Source organism: Trichocoleus sp. ST-U2 (genome assembly GCF_039961875.1).
GTDB lineage: Bacteria > Cyanobacteriota > Cyanobacteriia > Cyanobacteriales > FACHB-T130 > FACHB-T130.
The window spans coordinates 18,410-39,075 of record NZ_JAMPJY010000055.1 but is presented as its reverse complement, the minus strand read 5'-3'; the positions used below and the strand labels follow the sequence as shown (position 1 = coordinate 39,075).

The window sequence follows — 20,666 nt, the reverse complement described above, 5'->3', positions numbered from 1 at the left end:
GTATTTCATTAGCTTTACTTATGAATTACCAGGGGTGAGCGTAGAAGACAGGTGAGCGAGCGCATAATTTCAGACCTCATATTACCCCAGCGACGACTTTTGCAAGAGGTCTAATAAAGCAAAAGGGCAGACAGAGAAGCAGGGGAGTATCGGAGAAAACCTTGCACTCAGTGCTTTAGCAAGATCCGCTAGAGAATCGGATGTCACTTTTAAGCGTCTACCCTTTACCCGGCAAGAAGCGGAGGAGATTCTATCCCTGGTACCAGCCGCAGAACGCAAGCAAGCCTTCGATTTTGCTGCCAATCGCGCCTTTGCAACCAACCCAGAACTCAGCCAGTACCGGATCGTGCATTTTGCCACTCATGGCATCCTCAACAGCGTGCATCCAGAATTATCAGGGGTGGTGCTGTCTCTGCTAGATGAAAAAGGGGAATCGCAGAATGGTTTCTTGCGACTGCACGATGTTTTCAATCTCAACTTGCCAGCTGAACTGGTGGTACTGAGTGCTTGCGAAACGGGATTAGGTGAAGAAGTCAAAGGCGAAGGATTAGTAGGCTTGACACGCGGCTTTATGTATGCGGGTACGCCGCGAGTGGTAGTGAGTTTGTGGAGTGTTAGCGATCGCGCAACATCCGAGTTAATGACCAAATTTTATAAAGGAATGCTGGAAAAAAATCTACAGCCAGCAGCGGCATTGAGAGCAGCACAGATAGAAATGTGGCAAAAAACGGAATGGAAAGCACCCTATTACTGGGCAGCTTTCGTGCTGCAAGGCGAGTGGAAATAACAACCGAACTGTATCGCTTCTAGCTCCCTCAGGAGTTACACAGTTGGCTTAAGAATGAAACAAGGAGCCGCCAAGTAGTGACGAACAGCATCTCGCACAATCCTGCGTTGCAATCAGGAAGTTAATGTAATCGGGTTGGTTGACTTTCGCTGGCTTCATTCCTAAGTAGTTCTACCTCACCTCCCCTTTTTTCTCAACTGCGTAACTACTGAATCTTTATGAAGCTGGAATAAAGCTCAACTCTCCACTGATTTCAGAACGAGTTATAAGTTTTAATTATGAATTAAATGAATTTACGTATTTATACTTAGGCAAGCTTTAGAAAAATTGTCCATTTGTGATTTAGTTTTTTCATCAAGTCTCCCATTTTTACTAACTTTCATGGCTAGACAAGCCGTTGGTAGGTCACTCTAATTAAATTACATTTAATAAGTCTTTACATATATAAGCTGTTTATATATGGATACTTTTTATTTTTTCAGTAAAGTCTACGTGGAATTACTAGAAATTCACAGAGGAGAATAGTAGGCTTCCTTTTACGGCTGAGTTGTATTCAATACCTGGCTAGGGCACCTTTAATTGCAACTTAGTACGCAAGGAATTCTAACTGCTGGGTCTGTCTACATTCTCGGCTTCAACTTAATTCTGCATGAGAGGAACACTTTATGAGTTTAATGAGAAAATTTACAGGAATTGTCGGGGGAGCAGCGTTGCTCACAATGAGTATAAATTCAGCTCCCTCTGAAGCTGCTCTGTTGGACTTTTCTTTAAGAAGTTTTAGAAAAGAAATTTCTTTTACTTTAGATACCTCGGTGACAGATCAGGATTCTTCTCCAACCGCTGGTTTCTTCCCAAACGCGATATCAGACCTTAAAATAGACGGTTCGCCAGTTCCATATTCTGATACGGCAAATGTGAATACTAGAGCGACTACTTCTGCGGGGTTTGGCGGTGGAATTGGGCCAGGAGAGTTTTCTAGTTTGAGCTTCTTTTTCAGAGGTTTTGATTTAAATTTACCGGATCCAGTCCCCATTCCTACCTCTTATTTCTTTGTTCTCTGGTTTGATAATTTTTCTTTAGTCAATCAACTCTCTAGTGACCCCAACGACTATGCATTACGCATTGGTTACGGAAGAGAAGATACTATTGGCTCTCTCCGTACAGATATTCCTCCAGAACTGCTAACTGTGACGCTTCGTCAAGCTCCATCTCCCAATCCTGTTCCGGAACCCAGTGCGATGGCAGGTCTTTGTGTCTTAGGCCTGAGCTTCTTATTAAAGAAGACTGCTCAAAAATCTTATTAAAGAAGACTGCTCAAAAAGCTTAAACAGGGCTTACGCAGCAGCAATTTAAACTGAGGAGATCAGCTTCACCAAACTCGACTACTGCCAATATCTACTGAGCAGTCCTGTCAACAACACGGTCACGAAATTGGTCGATCATCTTGAGGGTATTAGGCTCGCTCGTATCAATCGCTATCTGTGTGGCGAGAAGTTGACGCCTCGAAAGTTGTGGGACACCGTGGAACCCCTTCTACAACCGTCCGAGAATGCCTAAGTGCTATTAAATGATACGGGACACCGTGGAACCCCTTCTACAACCGTCCGAGAATGCCTAAGTGCTATTAAATGATACGGTTCTAGACAAGCGTTATTCAGACTCGATTGAACTGGTCAGGCGACAATACTGGTCAGGCGGCAATACAGTGGGAATGAGCATCGCGTGATTCGGGGCATTGGCTTGACGCCGCTGTCTGTACGTCAATGGTGAAACTGGACTGAAATGTCCCTTGCGTAAGCCCTGTCCTTTACAAACTCAAGGGGAGGCGAACCGTGAAACTAGACCCCATCCCTTCCTGACTTTCTACAGTAATATCACCCCCCATCATCTGGCAGAAATGACGGCTAATCGCCAACCCCAGTCCAGTACCGCCATACTTTTTCGTCGTCGAGGCATCTCCTTGCATAAAGGCTTGAAACAATTGCTGTTGTTGTTCACCCGAGATACCTATCCCAGTATCGGCGACCCGAAAAACGATGAAGGACGTTTTTAAGGATGAAGGATTTAGGGTCAAGGATGAGTCAGAGTTTCGGGTTTTTAGACTTGCTGCTGATAGTTGACTCTGAGCGCTCGCGCTTTCATCTTTCTGCACCGTCAGCGTCACTTTACCTTGCTCGGTAAACTTGGCGGCATTGGAGAGCAAATTAAACAATATCTGCCGCACCTTAATCTGGTCAGCGTACATGGTGCCCAGATTCTCGTCACAATGAACGTCTAAGACATTTCCATTCTTCTCTACTAACGGTTTTACTGTTATGACAACGCTAATAATCAACATTTTGATATCAAACGTTTCCGGGTAGAGAGTCATTTTCCCGGCTTCAATTTTCGACAAGTCGAGGATGTCATTAATCAGTGCCAGAAGATGTTTGCCAGCAGAGTTAATTGATTGAAGATCGCTAATAAAATCTTCATCGCTTAAGCCGAGATCCTGGGCATCTTCTTCGAGAAGTTTGCTCAAGTTAATGATGGCATTCAAGGGTGTACGCAGCTCGTGGCTCATATTCGCCAGAAACTGACTTTTGGAGGTACTAGAAGCTTCAGCTAATTCTTTCGCTTGTTGCAATTCTTTGGTACGCTCGGATACTCGTTCGATGAGATGATTCAGAGAAGTGGCTAATGACCCAATTTCATCGCCAGTGGTGACAGGGGCACGCAGATCAAAATTAGATTCCCGTGCTACCTGCTGAGCCACTTGAGTAACCGTGACGACTGGCTGAGCGATCGCGCGACTGGTACGCAGCGCCATCGTCCCTGCGATCGCAACCGAAACAAGCATACTCAAGATAATAATGATTTTCTCCAGTCCTTGAGCATTCTCCATCACTTCTCTCCCTTGCTGCTCCTGCTTTTGAGCCATGTCAAGGAGGTTGCTCAATTGTGCATTGAAGCGCTCTAAAGTCATCGCTGACTCCCCACGGATCGCGATGAGTAGTTGCCGTCGCGCTGACTCAACCGCCTTTGGCTGCAATTGCAATTGGTCAATTGGTTGCAAGCTAGACTCAGTTTGCTGAACGTAGGAGTCCAAAGTAGTCGTGTAAGCCTGCAATAATTCCTGTATTGTGTCGGGGGTTGCTGCTAACCAGGCAGGGTTGCTCTTGATGAAGCGTTCAATTTCCAACCTCAACTTCTTAGCTTTGCTAACACAGTCGAAAAATTGCGCTTTTTCCAATTGCAGCTGTTGTGAATCCTCTAGTACAGCAGCTAAATGCGAACCATGTAATTGCACCTCGATGACCGCATCCTTAAAATTTCCGAGCAGTTGTGCTTGTACGTGGGCATCATTGAGTTGTTTGACGCCTTGCCCTTGGTAATAGTCTGCGATTACTAACCCAGCTAGCGAACCGAAAAAGCCAATCGCAATTGCTAGGAAATAGCCGTAGCCAATCTTTTGGTGGATGCGCCAAGAACCGGCTTTCGGTTTCCAAGGTAAGAGAGATTTTAGCGAGTGGCAGTCGGTCGAGAGCGGCTGAGTCGCTAAAACTTTTTGGCTCTCTGTGGTGTCGTCAGCAGCGGTTGGCTCTTGAGGTTGCATCAGCACAAATTCCTTGCCTTGCTGCTAAAAATGACCAAATCAGCCCTATTAGATCGAGTCGAGTCTCGCTCGACCCTTAGCTCCACTTCTTTTATAACAGCACCACCGCTGAGCCAATGTGATTTGTATGGTGTTTTAAACAAGATCGAGGAAAGGGTTAAGTTTCCAAAAATGTAACCTAAAGCACTACTCGAAAGCTACAGTGCCAGATTAGGAACACGAGATTATTTGTTGTTCTAATTTGTGTTCCAAAATATGAATCGCTTTCTCCCGTGTAGGGCTAAGCCGAATTTCTGGAATCGTGTAAAAATTGTTTCTCTAGCGCTGGGTATCCTCAGCCTGAGTGCCTGCCAATCTGCCCCGACGCTAGAGAAACTACCCAGAAGCCTCACTGTCTCCGGAAAAGGAGATGTCAGCATTCCGACAACGATCGCGCAAGCGCGTTTGGGTGTGGAAGTTCAGGGGAAAACTTCTCAGGACGTTCAGCAGCAAGTCGCCCAACGCTCTTCTGCGGTAGTGAAACTGCTGAAATCCCGTCAGGTGGAAGAACTAAAAACGACTGGAATTACTCTCGCTCCTAACTATAGTTTCAAAGACGGTAAGCAAACCCTGAATGGATATATCGGCACCAACATTGTAAGTTTTCGGACTGGTCATGAAAAAGCCGGGACGCTGTTAGATGATGCCATCAAAGCCGGTGCAACACGAATTGATGGCGTTAGTCTTGTTGCTGCGGATGAAGCGATCGCGCAGGCTCAACAAGAAGCGATTAAGGAAGCCTCCGAAGACGCCCAGAAGCAAGCAGCAGCGGCTTTGGGGGCACTCGCTCTCAATCAGCGAGAAATTGTCAGCATTCAAATCAATGGAGTCAATCCACCACAGCCAGTCATCGCCTCCGAGCAGGCTTTATTATCCCCTCGAAATCAGGCTGCTGACACGCCGGTTGTGGGTGGCGAACAGAAGATTATTTCATCCGTTACCTTGCAAATTCGCTATTAAAGAGCGGCTTAACGTTTCAGGATGCGTCCAATCCAAATTCCACCTAAAATCAAATCCCTAACCCAAACCAGATAGCTACGATAATAAAGGCAGCAATCCAATTCGTAGGTTTATCTTGAGCGATCGCAGTTGTTGCTCTTTCCCGAAAATCCGCCATCACGGCTGGGGGAATCATCTTCAGTACCAGCCAAATTCCCAGCGGCACAAGAATCAGATCGTCTAGATAACCAATGACTGGGATAAAATCTGGAATGATATCGATCGGACTAAAGGCATAGGCGACGATCAACCCAGCCAATATCCTTGCATACCAAGGAACTCTGGGATCTTTACAAGCCAAGTAAATTGCGTAGGTTTCTTTTTTCAACCGATGGAGTTGTTGTTTCCATCTCTGCATTTGCGTTGACCTGAATGAACGTTAAACGCTAATGAAGCTGTAGCGATCGCTTACTGCAATACTTGAATAAGTTGCCACTCTCGGACTTTCCCGATCGCTCGGTAAGGCGAGGATAAATTGGCGAGTTGTTCTGACCTAATCCAAGCGTAGCTAGACGGTTGCAGCTCTGAAACTTGTTTAACCTGTTTCGCCAAATCGGGAGTGTAAAAGCATAGTAGCACTCCAGTTTTTCCCGTTCCTCTGATCCAATTCACTGGATGAGTTTGTAACACAGTGGCAATTTCCGGCTGCTGCATTAATGCTTTGATCTCAGGGTTGTAATCTCCGATTAAACCGGTGCTTCCCGCTACGGCTAAAGCAAACCAAGGTCCTACCAACCAAGCTGCTAACCAATAACGAGCCGTTAAAAACTTCTTGCCAAAGTAATAACGACCCATCCATACCACTGGTAACATTAGCCATCCCAACCCCAAACCGAGAGCGATCGCTCCATACTTTTGTATTTGTGCATCCCCTTTCACGCCAGGAATCGGAAAACTACCGTACAACGCCACACCTGCTAACACTAATAAGCAAGCTAACCCCCCAAAGGCATAACTGAGATTTTGCGGAAGCCATTTTCGCGGCGATTTGTTCTCATAAATTCTGGCAAGCCAATCCAAAGCAAGTCCTGCCAATAAAGCCACAAAAGGATAAAGAGCCAAAGCATAATGGGGCAAACGAGTCGAGAAAAAACTGAGTTCTACAAACAAAATCAGCGGAAGGAAAACTAATATTAGCTTCTGTGGAGGAAGTAGATTTCGCAAACAAATGCCTATACCTAATAGGCTGAAAAAAGGCCAGGGAAAAGCTTTGGCTGGAACATTCCAGAAATAGTAAGGCCATGTATTTCCATCACTTTCATCTGAGCTAAGCCTGAAAATAAACTGGAACAATTCCTGAAAAGTATCTTTGTCATAGTACAGCCAACCATTCAAAAGCCAGACGATTGTTGGACTGAAGCCAACTACAAAGCCTAAATAGAGCATGGGATTTGTGAGATGTCTGTGACGACGATGCTCCAAAATTAGGTAAGGTAAAAGCGCGATCGCTGGCAAAAAAATCATATAGCTTCTGATTAAGAAGCCCAGGCCTAAACTTATACCAGCGACAAAGCTCCAAAAACCTTGATATTTTGGATGTCGTTCAGCTTTTAATAAAGACCAAATACCCAAAAGTTCCATGCAAACCATCGGCACATCTGGAACGGCTAATCGACTATATTGAAACCAAAAAAACTCAACACTTAGAATTGCCGCTGCTAACCATGCAGCTCGTTTACTTAACAGAATTGTCCCAATTTCATAGACCAATATCACGCTAATGATGCCAGCAATGATGCTCGGTATTCGCGCAGTTGCCTCACTAATGCCGAACAGCGAGAATGAACTGGCAATCAACCAATAGGCACCGGGAGTTTTACCATAATTAGCGATAGAGGGCTTTAACCAGTTGCTAGACTCCACTATTAATTTAGCTCGCCAAGAGTAAAGTCCCTCATCATGCGCCATTAGGCTTTGCTGTTCGTGACTGAATAGCAATAAAGGGACTGACCAAAGTAACAAGGTCAAATAGGGTAATAATGCCTGTAGGCGAGAGATTTTAAGCATTTGACTTCTCATTAAGCAGTCATTTTATTTAGTTGAAAATTAGCCTAGAAGATTTTAAGTTTTTTTTATCTAAACTTTTTTGTTGACCCTCACAAAAAAGCCGAGAGGAAACTGCTTTTTTCAAAGCAAGCATCTCTTCGGCTTTAAGCTTCGAGGTATTCAGGTACTTGAAGTACAAGGGTTAAGCAGTCGCTTCACACTCGGTCATTGCTTCCCGCAGGAGTGCTGCTTTGTCAGTTTGTTCCCAAGGCAAATCTAAATCCGTCCGTCCAAAGTGACCATAAGCAGCGACATCTTGGTAGAAACGACCGCCGCGATCGCTGGGTAGGTGACGTAATTTGAATTCTTGGAGAATCCCCGCTGGGCGCAATTCAAAGTTCTGTTTCACCAGTTCCAGTAAGCGCTCATCGTCTACTTTGCCGGTACCGAAGGTTTCTACCAAAATACTGACGGGTCGAGCAACGCCAATTGCATAGCTCAACTGGACTTCGCATTTTTCTGCCAAGCCAGCCGCCACAATGTTTTTAGCCACATAGCGACAAGCGTAAGCCGCACTGCGGTCTACTTTTGTCGGGTCTTTTCCGGAGAAGGCACCGCCACCATGACGGGAGTAGCCGCCATAGGTATCAACAATAATTTTCCGCCCAGTCAGACCAGAGTCGCCTTGAGGTCCCCCGATGACGAATTTGCCAGTGGGGTTGACTAGAAAGCGGGTTTCTTCGTCCGGCTGAATCGCCATATCCGCAAAAACGGGTTGTACAACCGCCGCCCACAAATCTTCTTTAATCTTGGCTTGGACTGCGGATTGCTCGCTAATTTCACCAATGTTGGCGGTGTGCTGGGTGGAAATCAGGATGGTGTCAATCCCAACGGGTTTCCCACCTTCATAGGCAACCGTTACTTGAGTTTTGCCGTCTGGACGCAGGTAAGGCAATTGTCCAGTTTTCCGAACTGCTGCAAGGCGGCGAGAAATTCGGTGTGACAAACTGATCGGCAAGGGCATCAGTTCCGGTGTCTCGTTGCAGGCGAAGCCAAACATGATGCCTTGATCGCCAGCGCCAATGGCGTCTAATTGGTCGTCGCTGGCTTCTTCGCGGGTTTCCTGCGCGGTGGTAACACCTTGGGCAATATCTGGGGATTGTTCATCCAAGGCAACCAAGACTGAGCAGCTGTTGGCAGAGAAGCCATTATCGGCATCGGTGTAGCCGATCTCTGCAATTTTTTTCCGGGCTAAGTTAACGAAATTTACTTGAGCTTTGGTGGTAATTTCACCTGTGATTAGCACTAAGCCGGTGTTGACGACGACTTCTGCGGCGACGCGGCTGCTGGGGTCTTGTGTCAGTAGCGCATCTAGAATGGTGTCAGAAATCTGATCGCAGATTTTATCGGGATGACCTTCAGTAACAGATTCAGACGTAAATAGGTAGCGACGAGACAAGGGCAATTCCTCCTGGGATGATGGCTCTTGCTAGGGCAGTGATTTGAGTTAAGTTAAGCTATTTTAACCTGCGATCCTAAAAACATTGAGACGCGATCGCTATTATGGTCAATTTATTTGATAAAGCTTTGATGAAGCGAATCGGCTGCCCTAGTATTTGGCGTTACAGTGGGAAGACATCGGGATTGGCTTTGTAGCGGGAATTTTTCGATGATTTTTATCAGAATAGTCGCTCTTGGTGGACACGAAAGCGATCGCGCTCATGCCAATTACAAATAAATCGGTGACGCTGAGACGGTGCTAGTGATGACAGCAATTTTACCGACAGCCCAACCGCAGAAATCTTTTACCCTAGTGCCGATGGTGAACCAGTAGCAGAAACCTATGACCATCTCTATGCCATTTTGACGACTTTGGAAGTCCTCAAACAATACTTGGCAGAGCGTCAGGCAACTGTTCTTGCTAACCAGTTTCTTGACTATTCCCAAGGCTTTCCTAAAAGGGAAACTACTTGGCTTTTACCGAGAAGATACTAGGAAAAAGTTGCTAATTGCCGATGAGCTAATGCAGGCGCTCAAGCAGGAAACTCAGAGGCGACAGCATGCAGAAGAACAAGCCGAACAAGAACGCCAACGAGCCGAACAAGAGCGCCAGCAGCGGGAATTTGCTCAACAACAGCTTGCTGATATGGAAAACCTGTTAGCTCGTTATCGCGATCGCTTTGGGAATTTGCCTGATAGCTAATGGCTAACGGGTATCAGGGGTTCTCACCGATTAGCCATTAGCATCCAAAATTTGAATTTCGTCGAGTTGCGCGATCGCGACATCTGCACTTTCTAGATGCGCCGCCTCCGGCTTTCCCCAGCAGATGCCAACACAACCAGCGGCACCCGCCTGACGTGCCATTTGAATATCTCCGGCAGAATCTCCCACCATCAGAGTATTGCTGGGTGAAACTCCCAGTCTCTGGCAAGCTTGCAAAAATAAAGCTGGATCGGGTTTAGTGGGACCTTCATCCACTCCCATCTCTAGCTGGATGTAGGGCGAGAGCTGATGGCGTTTGACAAATGCTTCTACTCGTGACGTAGAAGCAGCTGATAAAATTCCTAATCTTAAGCCAGCTTGAAACAGAAGTTGCAGCACTTCCAAAGAACCGACAAATAAGGGGGAAGGGGCAGCATCTTTTAGAAATTGATCTGCTTCATTAAAGGCGCGACGAGCGATCGCTCTTGATTCCAGCCACCCCCGTCCGGTCTCAGCAATATAAGCAGCAGCAGCAATTTCATTCTCTCCATGACTACCTACTGCTAATAACCCCGTAGGGTCGAGAGTGTCTCCATTAATGCCAAACGCCATTAATAAAGGGTCTCCGGTTCCGGGGATTTGAGCGTCTATAATGCGCGATCGCTTTTGCCCCAACTTTCTCAAAAATGACTCGGAATCCTCTAGGGTACCGTCCTTGTCAAAAATTACCGCCTGGATATTCGGGAACGTGACTTCTCGACAGCGAATTGTTACCAAAATTTCCCCCTCAACTCATTAAACTGCAATAAAAAAAGAGGGAAATTCCCTCTTTGGTCATCACTAATTTCAAATTTCAAATCTGAAATGTCTTTCCCCTAACAAAATTACTCTTGTTCTGTAGCGGGTGTCAGCTCTTTAGCTTCGATAGCTTCGATCTCAGACGGCTCTTCTTCCTCTTCTGTAGCGGGTGGCACCTCTTCAGCTTCGATAGCGGGTGGCACTTCTGCCTCTTCTGTAGCAGGTGGCACGTCTTCATCTTCGATAGCAGGTAGCGCTTCTTCGTCAGAAACGCCGATTTCTATAGAAGGTATCGTAGTGCCTTGCAGCTTGGCTCGCATCTGCTCCCGATACTTAGCCGCCATTTCTTCCGCCATGTCATAGACGCGATCGCGGTTCTTGATCATGTCGCCTGGTTCTGGCTCTAGCTGCTTGGTGGAGAGCGAAATCCGTCCCCGTTCAGCATCAAGGTCAATGATCATCACTTTCACTTCATCATTGACATTGAAGACGCTGTGAGGTGTGTCGATGTGGTCGTGGGAAATCTCGGAGATGTGCAGCAGTCCGCTGACGCCGCCAATATCGATAAATGCACCATAAGGCTTGATGCCTCGTACTGTTCCAATAACGACCTCGCCCACTTCCAGACGATTCATCTTCCGCTCGACTAGCGCCCGTCGGTGTGACAGAACTAGACGGTTGCGGTCTTCGTCTACCTCTAAGAATTTTAGCGGTAGTTCTTCACCAACCAAATCTTCCTTGGGTTTGCGAGTGCTGATGTGAGAACCAGGAATAAACCCGCGCAATCCTTCAATCCGTACCAATGCACCACCGCGATTGGTAGCGAAGACAAGCGATCGCACTGTAGCGTCTTCTGTCTGCAACTGCCTGACTCGCTCCCATGCTCGCATATACTCAATGCGGCGGATGGAAAGGGTTAGCTGTCCATCTTCATTCTCGTCGGTCAGAATGAAAAATTCTCGCGTCTCGTTGGACTGCAACACTTCTTCCGGAGCATCAACCCGATTGATTGACATCTCCTGAATCGGAATATAAGCCGCTGTTTTAGCGCCAATGTCAATCAGAGCGCCCCTAGGCTCTAAACTGAACACGGTACCGGCGACAATATCACCGGGATTAAAGTGATAGTCGTACTTATCGAGTAGGGCCGCAAAATCTTCGTGAGAAAATCCAATATCTGCTGTAGCGGTTGTTTTCTGATTGACCATGCGTATCGTTTCCTGGTGTTATCTCCGTATTTAACTGTGCCTCCTGTCGATGTACGCCCACGTTTACCGCGTGCAGTTTACACCTACATAGCTCTCTCGCCAAACCTATTGTATGAGATTTTCTAGGAGCGAGAAGTTGTCCAGACAGGATATTATAACTTAATTTGCTCATCCTCCGTTTGGCTAAAATTGCTCCCTAGCAGTAGGTAAGCGGTATTTCAGCTAAAGACTACATCTGAGGCAACAACTACTATTTCTGCATCTGGTTGCGGTACTTTGCCGCCATTTCCTCAGCTTTTTCATAGACTTTCTGAGGATTTTTCAGCATATCACCTAGTTCGGGTTCTAGTGCTTTTGTGGAGAGTGAGACGCGATCTTTCTCAGCATCCATCGAAATTATCATTGCTTTTATTTCATCATCGACCTTAAAAATACTTTCAGGTTTGTCAAAGTCAGCGTGGGAAATTTCGGAAATGTGCAGCAGAGCGTTAATGACTGCAATATTGATAAATGCACCATACGGCTTGAGTGCAAGTACTCTCCCAGTAACAACTTGACCAACTTCTAAATGCTGTATCCCTTCTGGATACAGTGCTAGTCGATGGGAAACAAACAAGCGATCGCGGTCTTCATCTACCTCAACGATCTTGATAGGGATTTCTTCTCCCATTAACTCTTCTTTCGGCTTACGGGTATCGAGACGAGAATGTAAAACACAGCCGCGCAACCCCTCAACTTTAACTGATACGCCAAAGCGATGAGTTTCAAAAATTATGGCGTAAACTGTGACGTTTTCGGCTTGCATTTGACGCACTCGTTCCCAAGCCAACTTTTTCTCAAGCTGTCGTATCGAAAGACCAAGTATCAAATTCCCCGCTTCATCGTATTGATTTACAATCAAAAATTCGCGGGATTCGTTCAATTGCAAGGCTTCTTCTGGAGAGTCAATCTCATTGATTGACATTTCCCGAATTGGGAGAAAAATAGCTGTTGGTGCGCCAATATCAATCAAAGCGCCTTCCGGCTCCAGAGCGATCGCTTTACCAATTACAACGTCGCCAGGACGAAAGCTAGATAAATTCGAGTTCAAAAATGTTCGGCTGTAACCACCGCATCTCTAGCGCATACTATAGCAGCTTTGTCAACCGCTAGTTACTAATAACCAATAAACAAAGAAGCCTGGATTGCTGTGTCACCAGGCTCTGATAAGGAAGGCTTATTATTTTCGAGAGGATCTGTTAGTTCAGTGTCTTCCTCTGTTCCACTGCCATGACTTCGCAGATGATTCAAGGTATCCACAAAATCTCGAATTCCTTGAAACTGCCGATAGACCGAGGCAAAACGGATATATGCAACTTCGCTGATAGATTGCAGACGCTGGAGGACTAATTCCCCAATTTCTTGACTGGTGACTTCTCTGATGATGCGCTGCTGTAATTCTGCTTCAATTTCATCAACCAATACTTCCAGAGTTCCTTGGGGGATGCCGGTTTTTTCACAGGCTCGAACAATCCCACGAATTAACTTGGAACGATCAAAGGAGTCTCGCTGACCTCCCCGTTTGATCACCGTAATTGGAACAAATTCAATGCGTTCGTAGGTAGTGAAGCGATGATTGCACTTCAAACACTCGCGGCGTCGCCGGATACTTTGTCCGGCTTCCGTGGAACGGGACTCAAGGACACGGCTATCGGTGTACTGGCATAAAGGACATTGCATTTTAAAAAGTCCTCGCTTGTTGGATAGACGAGCGTGAGGAAGGATTAGAATTATCTGCCACTTTACTAAAGAAATACCTAAAATTGGAAAAGCTGAGCCGGTTATTATCTTAACCCTTGTGGAAATACAAGGGTTAAGACAGTTGCGGCTCAGTAGCTTTTCCTAAATATTAAGTTGTAGTGCTGCGAGCTTTAGGTGCGAACTACTTCTTCTCAATCCGAGGAGGTTCGCGGAAAGCGATCGCAAAGAAGAGAGTACCCAATGCGAGGGTCAAAATCAAAATGTAAGCAGCGGCTTCCATATCAGAATTTCCTGATTGTTTGCTTTACTACCAGTCTACCTTGTCAAGAAAAACTAAAAAGGCAAAAGGTCAAAGAAAAATACTTAACTTTTGCCTTTCGCCTGATTACATTTCTAGACAGCTTCCTTCTTGCGGGTACTCTTGTCACCCACTTTCTGGAACAGACCCCACTCAACCTGCTCTTCCAGGTCAGCCTCAACCCCAGCAAACACATCCCGGAACAGAGTCCGAGAGCCATGCCAGAGGTGCCCGAAGAAGAACAGCAGAGCAAATACAGCGTGTCCGAACGTGAACCAGCCACGGGGACTGGTGCGGAACACCCCGTCAGAATTCAGCGTTTCGCGGTCGAATGCAAAAGGCTCACCCAGCTGAGCTTTCCGAGCAAATTGCTTCACTTTAGCGGGGTCATCAAAAGTTTTCCCATCCAAAGCACCGCCGTATAAGCTTACGGTGACACCCGCTTGCTCAAAGCTATTTTTTGATTCTGCCCGACGGAACGGAATATCGGCGCGAATCACACCGTCTTTATCGGTCAAGATCACGGGGAAGGTTTCAAAGAAGTTGGGAAGACGACGTACCGACAATTCCCGACCTTCAGCATCTTTGAATACTGGATGCCCTAACCAAGCCTGAGCAATCCCATCTCCTTTATTCATTGGACCTGCGCGGAACAAACCACCCTTCGCAGGGCTGTTTCCGACATAGTCATAAAATGCGAGTTTTTCTGGAATTTGCGACCAAGCTTCGGAAGCGCTCGCCCCTTCAGCAATATTGGCTTGAATGCGCCGGTCAATTTCTTGCTTGAAGTAACCGCCATCCCACTGATAGCGGGTGGGACCAAACAGCTCAATCGGAGTTGTAGCACTGCCGTACCACATCGTACCTGCCACAACGAAGGCGGCAAAGAATACAGCGGCAATACTGCTGGAAAGCACGGTTTCGATGTTCCCCATCCGCAAAGCTTTGTAGAGCCGCTCTGGGGGTCGAACTGCTAGGTGAAACAAACCAGCGATAATTCCTACGACACCTGCTGCAATGTGGTGAGCGACGACACCGCCAGGATTGAACGGATTAAAGCCATCGGGTCCCCACTCTGGCGCGACAGGTTGGACGCTGCCAGTGATACCGTAGGGGTCGGAAACCCACATACCAGGGCCAAATAGCCCCGACAGGTGGAATGCACCGAATCCAAAGCACAAAAGACCCGACAAAAGCAGGTGAATGCCAAACATCTTTGGCAAGTCGAGCGCTGGTTGGCCGGTGCGGGGGTCTCTAAACAGTTCCAAATCCCAGTAAACCCAGTGCCAGACGGCAGCTAGGAACAGCAGACCGGAAAGGACGATATGAGCGGCAGCAACGCCTTCAAATGACCATACGCCAGGGTAGTTTCCTGAGCTGCCAGTAATGCTCCAACCACCCCAGGATTCGGTTACACCCAAGCGAGCCATGAATGGCAGTACAAACATCCCCTGACGCCACATGGGGTTCAGGACTGGGTCGCTGGGGTCAAAAATTGCGAGTTCGTACAGGGCCATCGAACCGGCCCAGCCTGCCACGAGGGCAGTATGCATCAGGTGTACAGATATCAATCGACCTGGATCGTTCAGGACGACTGTGTGTACTCGGTACCAGGGTAGTCCCATTGACTACGCTCCTCCTCAGATGAATAAGTGTCTACTTCGACGCTTCTTTTTTTATGTGCGATTTGCCGTTGTTTACCATAATCTAAGCCAGAGAAGCTCTCTTGCAAGACTGCGGGACTGTTTCACAAGGCAAAAGTGAAAATGAAAGATTATGTTACCTACTCTTAGCTTCAAGAGCCATGCCGATTGCAGGCTTTTTGCATGAGAGTTTCGCGTACTTGATGTTTTACCTCGGCAGATGTTACAGACACGATTTATCATGTCGATGAGGTTTTTGGCCTCGTCACACCAGGTTCACGCCATTCCTAGGTCGGAAGACCGAGGGGAGTTACCATTTAAAGAAGTGTAACTATTGTTAGAATCCATTGCAAGCGGGTTGACAGTTGGGATTAAGGTAGCGATCGCATTCTTAACCTTTCATCCCGACTCCTGGGTGCTGCTGAGTTGGGGTAACGCTGCTGACTCGTTCATTCTCTGGATGACCTCTTCAGCATCAATCAAGCGTTTTAGCACTACTTGACCAATATTCTGATTGGCTGACTCAGTTGGGACATGAGCTGTGGGTTTGACTTCGACCATAAGAATGGCGTCTTCTACTCGATACAGCCACAGTTTTTCGCCCTGCTCGAAGATGCAAAGGTTCATTTGCTGAATTTCGGGTTTGCGTCGCCAAGAGTTTTCGTTCCACAAGCCGCCGAATTCCCATACTCGACCGACAGTCCATCCATCAGAAAGGAAAAAATACTTCACGAACTTTCAACTTTCTTTATACAGGCCCTAGATTTGGAAGTTGTTCACCATTAACTACCACTTCTATCACCCAGATGTCCTGGTTATGACGAAATCCACTCAGCAAAAGAATATAAATTAAACTTATAAGTATATTTGGTTACCCTTTCCAAGAAGCATGACTGGCGATCGCCCTTATGTGAGCTTGAGGGAATGCAAAAGGATTCAAGGCGAAGCGAACAAAGCGTCCCTTGGCTAACGTATCTTGGTTGATGAAGGCGATCGCACTTTATATGATTTAAAATAAAATACTCTACAAAAAAGATACTTTAGCTAGATAATAATGAATTAAAAAGACACGGAAAACCGTGTCTTTTTAAAACGTTTTATGCAACTTTTTCCCTATAAAGTAAAAACAGACAAAGCAAGAATACTTAATCTGCCAGAACTTCCCAGGTCAAAGTGTAGTCAGCATCATCCTCAGTAAACTTACCCCGTTGCTCTCCACGACCTAATTGACTACTGGAAGCATTTAACGTGCCCAGATAATCATCCTTATCGAAAATCCCCGTATCTTGGTCATAAAGCCGAATTTCAGCAGAAGATGTAAAAGAAATCGGCGGGATATAAGTGAGGTTGCGTGCTTCGCGATCGTTGATACTTTGTACGCCTCCAACTTGTTGTCCATTCACAACCAAGTAAGCTTCATCAGCCCCGGCGTTGTCTTCAGTCCGTTCGCAGTACAGAGAAATCAATCTGAGTTTTGGCATAGTAACCAACCTTGTATTCAATCGACAAATCTTGAATACGAAACCTCATCCGACAAATCCGAGTGATATGCTTTAACTTGAAAAGAATCACCCGATAGAATTAAGTCTATATACTGTCTAAATCGGGTTTATTTTGCCACTCAATGGCTGAAACTCCAAGCAGACTGGTGTAATCGCTAATATGAAGGATGAGTCCTTGCTACTCAGACACTTACCATGACCATGACCACGCGATCGCCCGTAGAATTTCAAGACGCTTTTGATGTTGTTGTAGTCGGAGCCGGACACGCCGGTTGCGAAGCTGCCCTCGCTACAGCACGATTGGGCTGTCGTACCCTGCTGCTAACCCTTAACCTGGACAAAATTGCTTGGCAACCGTGTAACCCAGCAGTCGGTGGCCCTGCCAAGTCCCAGGTGACTCACGAAATCGATGCGTTGGGTGGGGAAATTGGGAAAATGGCGGATCGCACTTACCTACAAAAGCGGATTCTGAACTCATCGCGAGGGCCTGCGGTATGGGCATTGCGGGCGCAGACGGATAAACGGGAATATGCGGCGGTGATGAAGGAGATTGTCGAGAACCAGGAAAACTTGACAATCCGCGAAAGCATGGTCACAGATTTAGTAATGGGCGCTAACGATGAAGTGATTGGCGTCGAAACTTATTTTGGTGTGGCGTTTGGGTGTAAAGCAGTCATCCTGACGACGGGCACTTTTTTAGGGGGTTGCATCTGGGTCGGGAACAAGTCGATGTCAGCAGGTCGTGCGGGGGAATTTGCCGCAGTTGGGTTGACGGAAACCTTGAATCGACTCGGATTTGAAACAGGACGGCTAAAGACGGGAACTCCAGCACGGGTCGATAAGCGATCGCTAGACTATACGAATTTGGAACCCCAGCCGGGTGATACGGAGGTGCGGTGGTTCAGCTTTGACCCCTCAGTTTGGGTAGAACGGGAGCAGATGCCTTGCTATCTCACCCGGACGACACCGGAAACTCACCGGATTATTCGGGAAAACCTGCACCTGTCGCCAGTCTATGGCGGTTGGGTAGATGCCAAGGGGCCACGTTATTGTCCTAGCATTGAAGATAAAATTGTGCGCTTTGCCGATAAGGAAAGCCACCAGATTTTTATTGAACCGGAAGGACGGGATATTCCAGAACTGTATATTCAAGGCTTTTCGACGGGATTGCCAGAGAATTTGCAGTTGCAGATGTTGCGGACTCTCCCCGGTTTAGAAAACTGTATGATGCTGCGTCCAGCTTATGCGGTGGAGTATGATTATCTACCCGCAACCCAGTGCTATCCGACACTGATGACCAAAAAGGTAGAGGGACTATTTTGTGCTGGGCAAATTAACGGCACGACCGGGTATGAAGAAGCCTCTGCTCAAGGCATTGTAGCGGGAATTAATGCAGCTCGATTTGTCCGCAATCAAGAAATGATTGTATTCCCGCGCGAACACAGTTACATCGGGACGCTGATGGACGATCTGTGTACCAAAGATTTGCGGGAACCTTACCGGATGCTAACTAGCCGATCTGAGTATCGGTTGTTACTGCGGTCGGATAATGCAGATCAGCGCTTGACGCCGCTGGGTCGGGAAGTCGGCTTAATTGATGACCGTCGCTGGGAGTTGTTCCAACACAAGCAAGCGAATATTGCTGCTGAGAAGGAACGGTTGTACTCGACGCGGATTAAGGAGCATGATGAGATCGGGAAGGCGATCGCGTCTGACACCCAACAAGCCATCAAAGGCTCGATTACTCTGGCTGATTTGCTACGACGCCCTGGTTTCCATTACGTTGACTTAGATCGTTACGGACTGAGCAACCCCAGTCTAGACTCCGTGGAGAAAGAAGGCGCAGAAATCGATCTCAAATACTCTGGGTATCTCCAGCGTCAGCAGCACCAAATTGACCAAGTGAGCCGTCATGCAAACCGCCAGCTACCGCCGGATCTAAATTATGCAGCGATCGAGACTCTCTCGAAGGAGTCTCGTGAAAAGTTAGCGCAAGTGCAACCGCTCACGATTGGTCAAGCAGCTCGAATTGGCGGCGTCAATCCGGCTGATATCAACGCTTTACTGGTATATCTAGAATTACGCTCTCGGCAAACCGCCTTGGTTAGCAGCCAGTCATCGTAGAGGCTTTTTTGGTACCGCCTCCTTGCCTGGGTGAGTGGTAAAAACATCAACAACTGACCGAGAGACGAGATTCGTCGCCTGTCTACCCGTTGACAATTGACAAGTGACAAAAAGCATGGTTTGCTAACTGGGTCAAGCCCAATTTAAAGACAAAATTGGCTTGGTCGCCACGGGAAAATATAAGCTAGAAGTAAGGCGTTCTTTGAACCAATCAGTCAGGGAGCATTGACAACTGATTGCCTTAGGGAATAATGTCCCACAATTAGGAATTTATTTACCGATATAAGCCCCATCAAATGTCTTAAGGCTTATCGTTGATTCAGTGTAGCCACGAGAGTGAGCAATCGATGACTCAGGATGTTAGCAATAACCAGAGGGACTCAGCACCCTTGGCAAATTCCACTTCTATCCAACCTTGGTCGGTTGACAAATATGCCGATCAATTGATGGACGACTTGTTTGCAGACATCGACCGGGTTTTGGAGGGCGGCAGCATCTCAACTCCAGAGCAGCCGCAGTCAGAGTATATCTCCTTACAACCTGTCCAAGTTTCGCAAGTCACATTGCCCCCTACCTGGGTTCCACCAGAGGAGCTGCTCCCGGAGCAACCAGACAATACACCCCGCAGTATTGTGCAAACGCCTCTGGCGCTGGATATCAGCGTGGAGGAGATTCAACCCGAAGACAACAAGGATCGTGGGGAAGGCAAATTATTTGAGAAACTCCTGTTGGGACTGGCTTTGACATCGGCGGCAGCTACATTGCTACTGTGGCTGGTGAGCCAGGGCAGGCTCAATTGGCTCTTTTCGCCCCCCGCAACGGTTACACCCGTCAGCCAAGAGGTTCAGTCTAAAGCAGATGAGCAGTTTGTGAACTATATGCAGCGATCGCTCGAAGTCATCGATCGCAAAGCTGACGCGAACAAACGCACGGGAAGTGCCGCCGCGCCCCAAGGGACAAATCTGCCGCCCGTGACAACTGTCCCCGGAAATACGGCTGGGGCAGCGAGAGGATCGGGTGTTATGGAAAGAGTCTACATTCCCATCTATCCATCACCCCAAAGTCAGTCTGTGGTTCCACAATCTGCCCTAGGACTGCAAGGCGTTTCCCCCTTAGTCCGTCCTCCCTTGCTTCCATCACTACCAAGGCGTCCGGTACCGCCGGTGCGTCCCGCGCCCTCAGTGAGTTCGATGCTGCCAGTGCGTCCCGCACCCTCAGTGAATTTGATGCCGCCAGTGCGTCCCAAACCCCCAGTCAGTCGTCCGGCACCGTCGGTTCGTCCCTCAGCACCCTCATTGGGTTCCAAACCTCTGACACTGCCTCCGATGGCTGCCACAATGCCTCGGCTTCCCATCCCTGCCTTACCACCCCTGGCACCCCCAGCACCCCCCGCGCCCCCAGCCGCAGTACCCGCACCCAACCCAGATCCGGCTCCTACGGCGACGCATACGCTTGTGGGAGTCTTAGAATTGGGCGATCGCTCTGCTGCTCTATTTGACTTCGGCGGTGTTGCCAACCGCATCCGCGTGGGCGAAAACATTGGCTCTAGCGGATGGACTTTGGTTTCCATCTCGAATCAGGAAGCGGTTATCCGACGCAACGGAGAAGTCCGTTCTGTTTATGTTGGGCAGAAGTTTTAAATGAGTCATTAGAGATCACTCATAAGTCTATTACTAATGACTAATGACTAATGGCTGATGAGCGATCGCTCCTAATTGCTAACATAATGACAAACCTGTAGTGG

General features: G+C 47.5%; 15 protein-coding genes and 3 pseudogenes. 6 read left to right on the top strand and 12 right to left on the bottom strand.

The features are described from left to right. Positions 1-82 precede the first annotated feature (82 nt). Both NC996_RS24735 and NC996_RS24730 read left to right on the top strand, forming a co-directional pair. Positions 83-787 (top strand): annotated as a pseudogene (locus NC996_RS24735) (CHAT domain-containing protein); the annotation flags it as partial. Positions 788-1,452: 665 nt separating this feature from the next. After that, positions 1,453-2,091 carry a PEP-CTERM sorting domain-containing protein gene (locus tag NC996_RS24730; RefSeq protein ID WP_190432880.1) on the top strand — a complete coding sequence of 213 codons (639 nt, stop codon included), beginning with the start codon at positions 1,453-1,455 and terminating at the stop codon, positions 2,089-2,091. Positions 2,092-2,594: 503 nt separating this feature from the next. On the opposite strand, the gene NC996_RS24725 is transcribed toward NC996_RS24730, so the two are convergent. Next, positions 2,595-4,382, bottom strand: coding sequence for an ATP-binding protein (locus NC996_RS24725; protein ID WP_190683617.1), 1,788 nt, complete (start codon positions 4,380-4,382; stop codon positions 2,595-2,597). A 255-nt stretch (positions 4,383-4,637) separates the two neighbouring features. On the opposite strand from NC996_RS24725, the gene NC996_RS24720 reads away from it, so the two are divergent. Further along, positions 4,638-5,381, top strand: a complete 744-nt coding sequence (locus NC996_RS24720) for an SIMPL domain-containing protein (protein ID WP_190683612.1) — start codon at positions 4,638-4,640, stop codon at positions 5,379-5,381. Positions 5,382-5,389: 8 nt separating this feature from the next. Here the strand turns inward: NC996_RS24720 and NC996_RS24715 are convergent. The 3 genes and pseudogenes from NC996_RS24715 to metK all read right to left on the bottom strand — a co-directional run bounded on the left by NC996_RS24715 (position 5,390) and on the right by metK (position 8,865). Further along, positions 5,390-5,778, bottom strand: a pseudogene (locus tag NC996_RS24715) (YkvA family protein). 50 nt (positions 5,779-5,828) lie between these two features. Then, positions 5,829-7,427, bottom strand: a complete 1,599-nt coding sequence (locus tag NC996_RS24710; RefSeq protein ID WP_199302957.1) for a glycosyltransferase family 39 protein — start codon at positions 7,425-7,427, stop codon at positions 5,829-5,831. Positions 7,428-7,608: 181 nt separating this feature from the next. Then, on the bottom strand, positions 7,609-8,865 hold the full coding sequence (metK, locus tag NC996_RS24705) for a methionine adenosyltransferase (protein ID WP_190411289.1): 1,257 nt from the start codon (positions 8,863-8,865) through the stop codon (positions 7,609-7,611). A gap of 306 nt (positions 8,866-9,171) precedes the next feature. Here metK and NC996_RS24700 point away from each other — a divergent pair. Continuing rightward, positions 9,172-9,609 (top strand): annotated as a pseudogene (locus NC996_RS24700) (hypothetical protein). A 30-nt stretch (positions 9,610-9,639) separates the two neighbouring features. On the opposite strand, the gene NC996_RS24695 reads toward NC996_RS24700, so the two are convergent. The 8 genes from NC996_RS24695 to NC996_RS24660 all read right to left on the bottom strand — a co-directional run bounded on the left by NC996_RS24695 (position 9,640) and on the right by NC996_RS24660 (position 16,777). Further along, entirely contained in the window at positions 9,640-10,386 is a 747-nt protein-coding gene (locus NC996_RS24695; protein WP_190683603.1) for an HAD family hydrolase, read from the bottom strand. Between the two features lie 107 nt (positions 10,387-10,493). Beyond that, positions 10,494-11,615 (bottom strand): 30S ribosomal protein S1, encoded by a 1,122-nt coding sequence (locus NC996_RS24690; RefSeq protein WP_190411291.1) that lies wholly within the window; start codon positions 11,613-11,615, stop codon positions 10,494-10,496. Positions 11,616-11,865: 250 nt separating this feature from the next. Then, the gene (locus NC996_RS24685; protein ID WP_190683600.1) at positions 11,866-12,705 is read right to left on the bottom strand and encodes a S1 RNA-binding domain-containing protein; all 840 of its coding nucleotides are present in this window, start codon (positions 12,703-12,705) and stop codon (positions 11,866-11,868) included. 65 nt (positions 12,706-12,770) lie between these two features. Then, positions 12,771-13,334 carry a transcriptional regulator NrdR gene (gene nrdR / locus NC996_RS24680; protein ID WP_190411293.1) on the bottom strand — a complete coding sequence of 188 codons (564 nt, stop codon included), beginning with the start codon at positions 13,332-13,334 and terminating at the stop codon, positions 12,771-12,773. 202 nt (positions 13,335-13,536) lie between these two features. Beyond that, positions 13,537-13,635: a photosystem II reaction center protein T gene (locus NC996_RS24675; protein ID WP_190411294.1), complete on the bottom strand. Its 99-nt coding sequence runs from the start codon at positions 13,633-13,635 to the stop codon at positions 13,537-13,539. 113 nt (positions 13,636-13,748) lie between these two features. Then, entirely contained in the window at positions 13,749-15,278 is a 1,530-nt protein-coding gene (gene psbB / locus NC996_RS24670; protein ID WP_190425144.1) for a photosystem II chlorophyll-binding protein CP47, read from the bottom strand. Positions 15,279-15,695: 417 nt separating this feature from the next. Continuing rightward, positions 15,696-16,028 carry a hypothetical protein gene (locus NC996_RS24665; protein WP_190425142.1) on the bottom strand — a complete coding sequence of 111 codons (333 nt, stop codon included), beginning with the start codon at positions 16,026-16,028 and terminating at the stop codon, positions 15,696-15,698. A 413-nt stretch (positions 16,029-16,441) separates the two neighbouring features. Continuing rightward, positions 16,442-16,777, bottom strand: coding sequence for a hypothetical protein (locus NC996_RS24660; RefSeq protein WP_190425141.1), 336 nt, complete (start codon positions 16,775-16,777; stop codon positions 16,442-16,444). A 222-nt stretch (positions 16,778-16,999) separates the two neighbouring features. On the opposite strand from NC996_RS24660, the gene mnmG reads away from it, so the two are divergent. Beyond that, a complete protein-coding gene (gene mnmG, locus NC996_RS24655; RefSeq protein WP_190683623.1) occupies positions 17,000-18,922 on the top strand; it encodes a tRNA uridine-5-carboxymethylaminomethyl(34) synthesis enzyme MnmG in 1,923 nt (640 codons plus the stop codon). 347 nt (positions 18,923-19,269) lie between these two features. Then, complete coding sequence (locus tag NC996_RS24650) at positions 19,270-20,562, top strand: hypothetical protein (RefSeq protein ID WP_190683597.1); 1,293 nt, start codon at positions 19,270-19,272, stop codon at positions 20,560-20,562. The last annotated feature ends 104 nt before the right edge of the window (positions 20,563-20,666 follow it).

Excerpts from the sequence above, each read along its gene's own strand:
- nrdR (WP_190411293.1), bottom strand. The coding sequence starts at position 13,334 with ATGCAATGTCCTTTATGCCAGTACACCGATAGCCGTGTCCTTGAGTCC.
- NC996_RS24690 (WP_190411291.1), bottom strand. The coding sequence starts at position 11,615 with ATGGTCAATCAGAAAACAACCGCTACAGCAGATATTGGATTTTCTCAC.
- NC996_RS24660 (WP_190425141.1), bottom strand. The coding sequence starts at position 16,777 with ATGCCAAAACTCAGATTGATTTCTCTGTACTGCGAACGGACTGAAGAC.
- psbB (WP_190425144.1), bottom strand. The coding sequence starts at position 15,278 with ATGGGACTACCCTGGTACCGAGTACACACAGTCGTCCTGAACGATCCA.
- NC996_RS24650 (WP_190683597.1), top strand. The coding sequence starts at position 19,270 with ATGACTCAGGATGTTAGCAATAACCAGAGGGACTCAGCACCCTTGGCA.
- NC996_RS24675 (WP_190411294.1), bottom strand. The coding sequence starts at position 13,635 with ATGGAAGCCGCTGCTTACATTTTGATTTTGACCCTCGCATTGGGTACT.
- mnmG (WP_190683623.1), top strand. The coding sequence starts at position 17,000 with ATGACCACGCGATCGCCCGTAGAATTTCAAGACGCTTTTGATGTTGTT.
- NC996_RS24710 (WP_199302957.1), bottom strand. The coding sequence starts at position 7,427 with ATGCTTAAAATCTCTCGCCTACAGGCATTATTACCCTATTTGACCTTG.
- NC996_RS24730 (WP_190432880.1), top strand. The coding sequence starts at position 1,453 with ATGAGTTTAATGAGAAAATTTACAGGAATTGTCGGGGGAGCAGCGTTG.
- NC996_RS24725 (WP_190683617.1), bottom strand. The coding sequence starts at position 4,382 with ATGCAACCTCAAGAGCCAACCGCTGCTGACGACACCACAGAGAGCCAA.
- NC996_RS24720 (WP_190683612.1), top strand. The coding sequence starts at position 4,638 with ATGAATCGCTTTCTCCCGTGTAGGGCTAAGCCGAATTTCTGGAATCGT.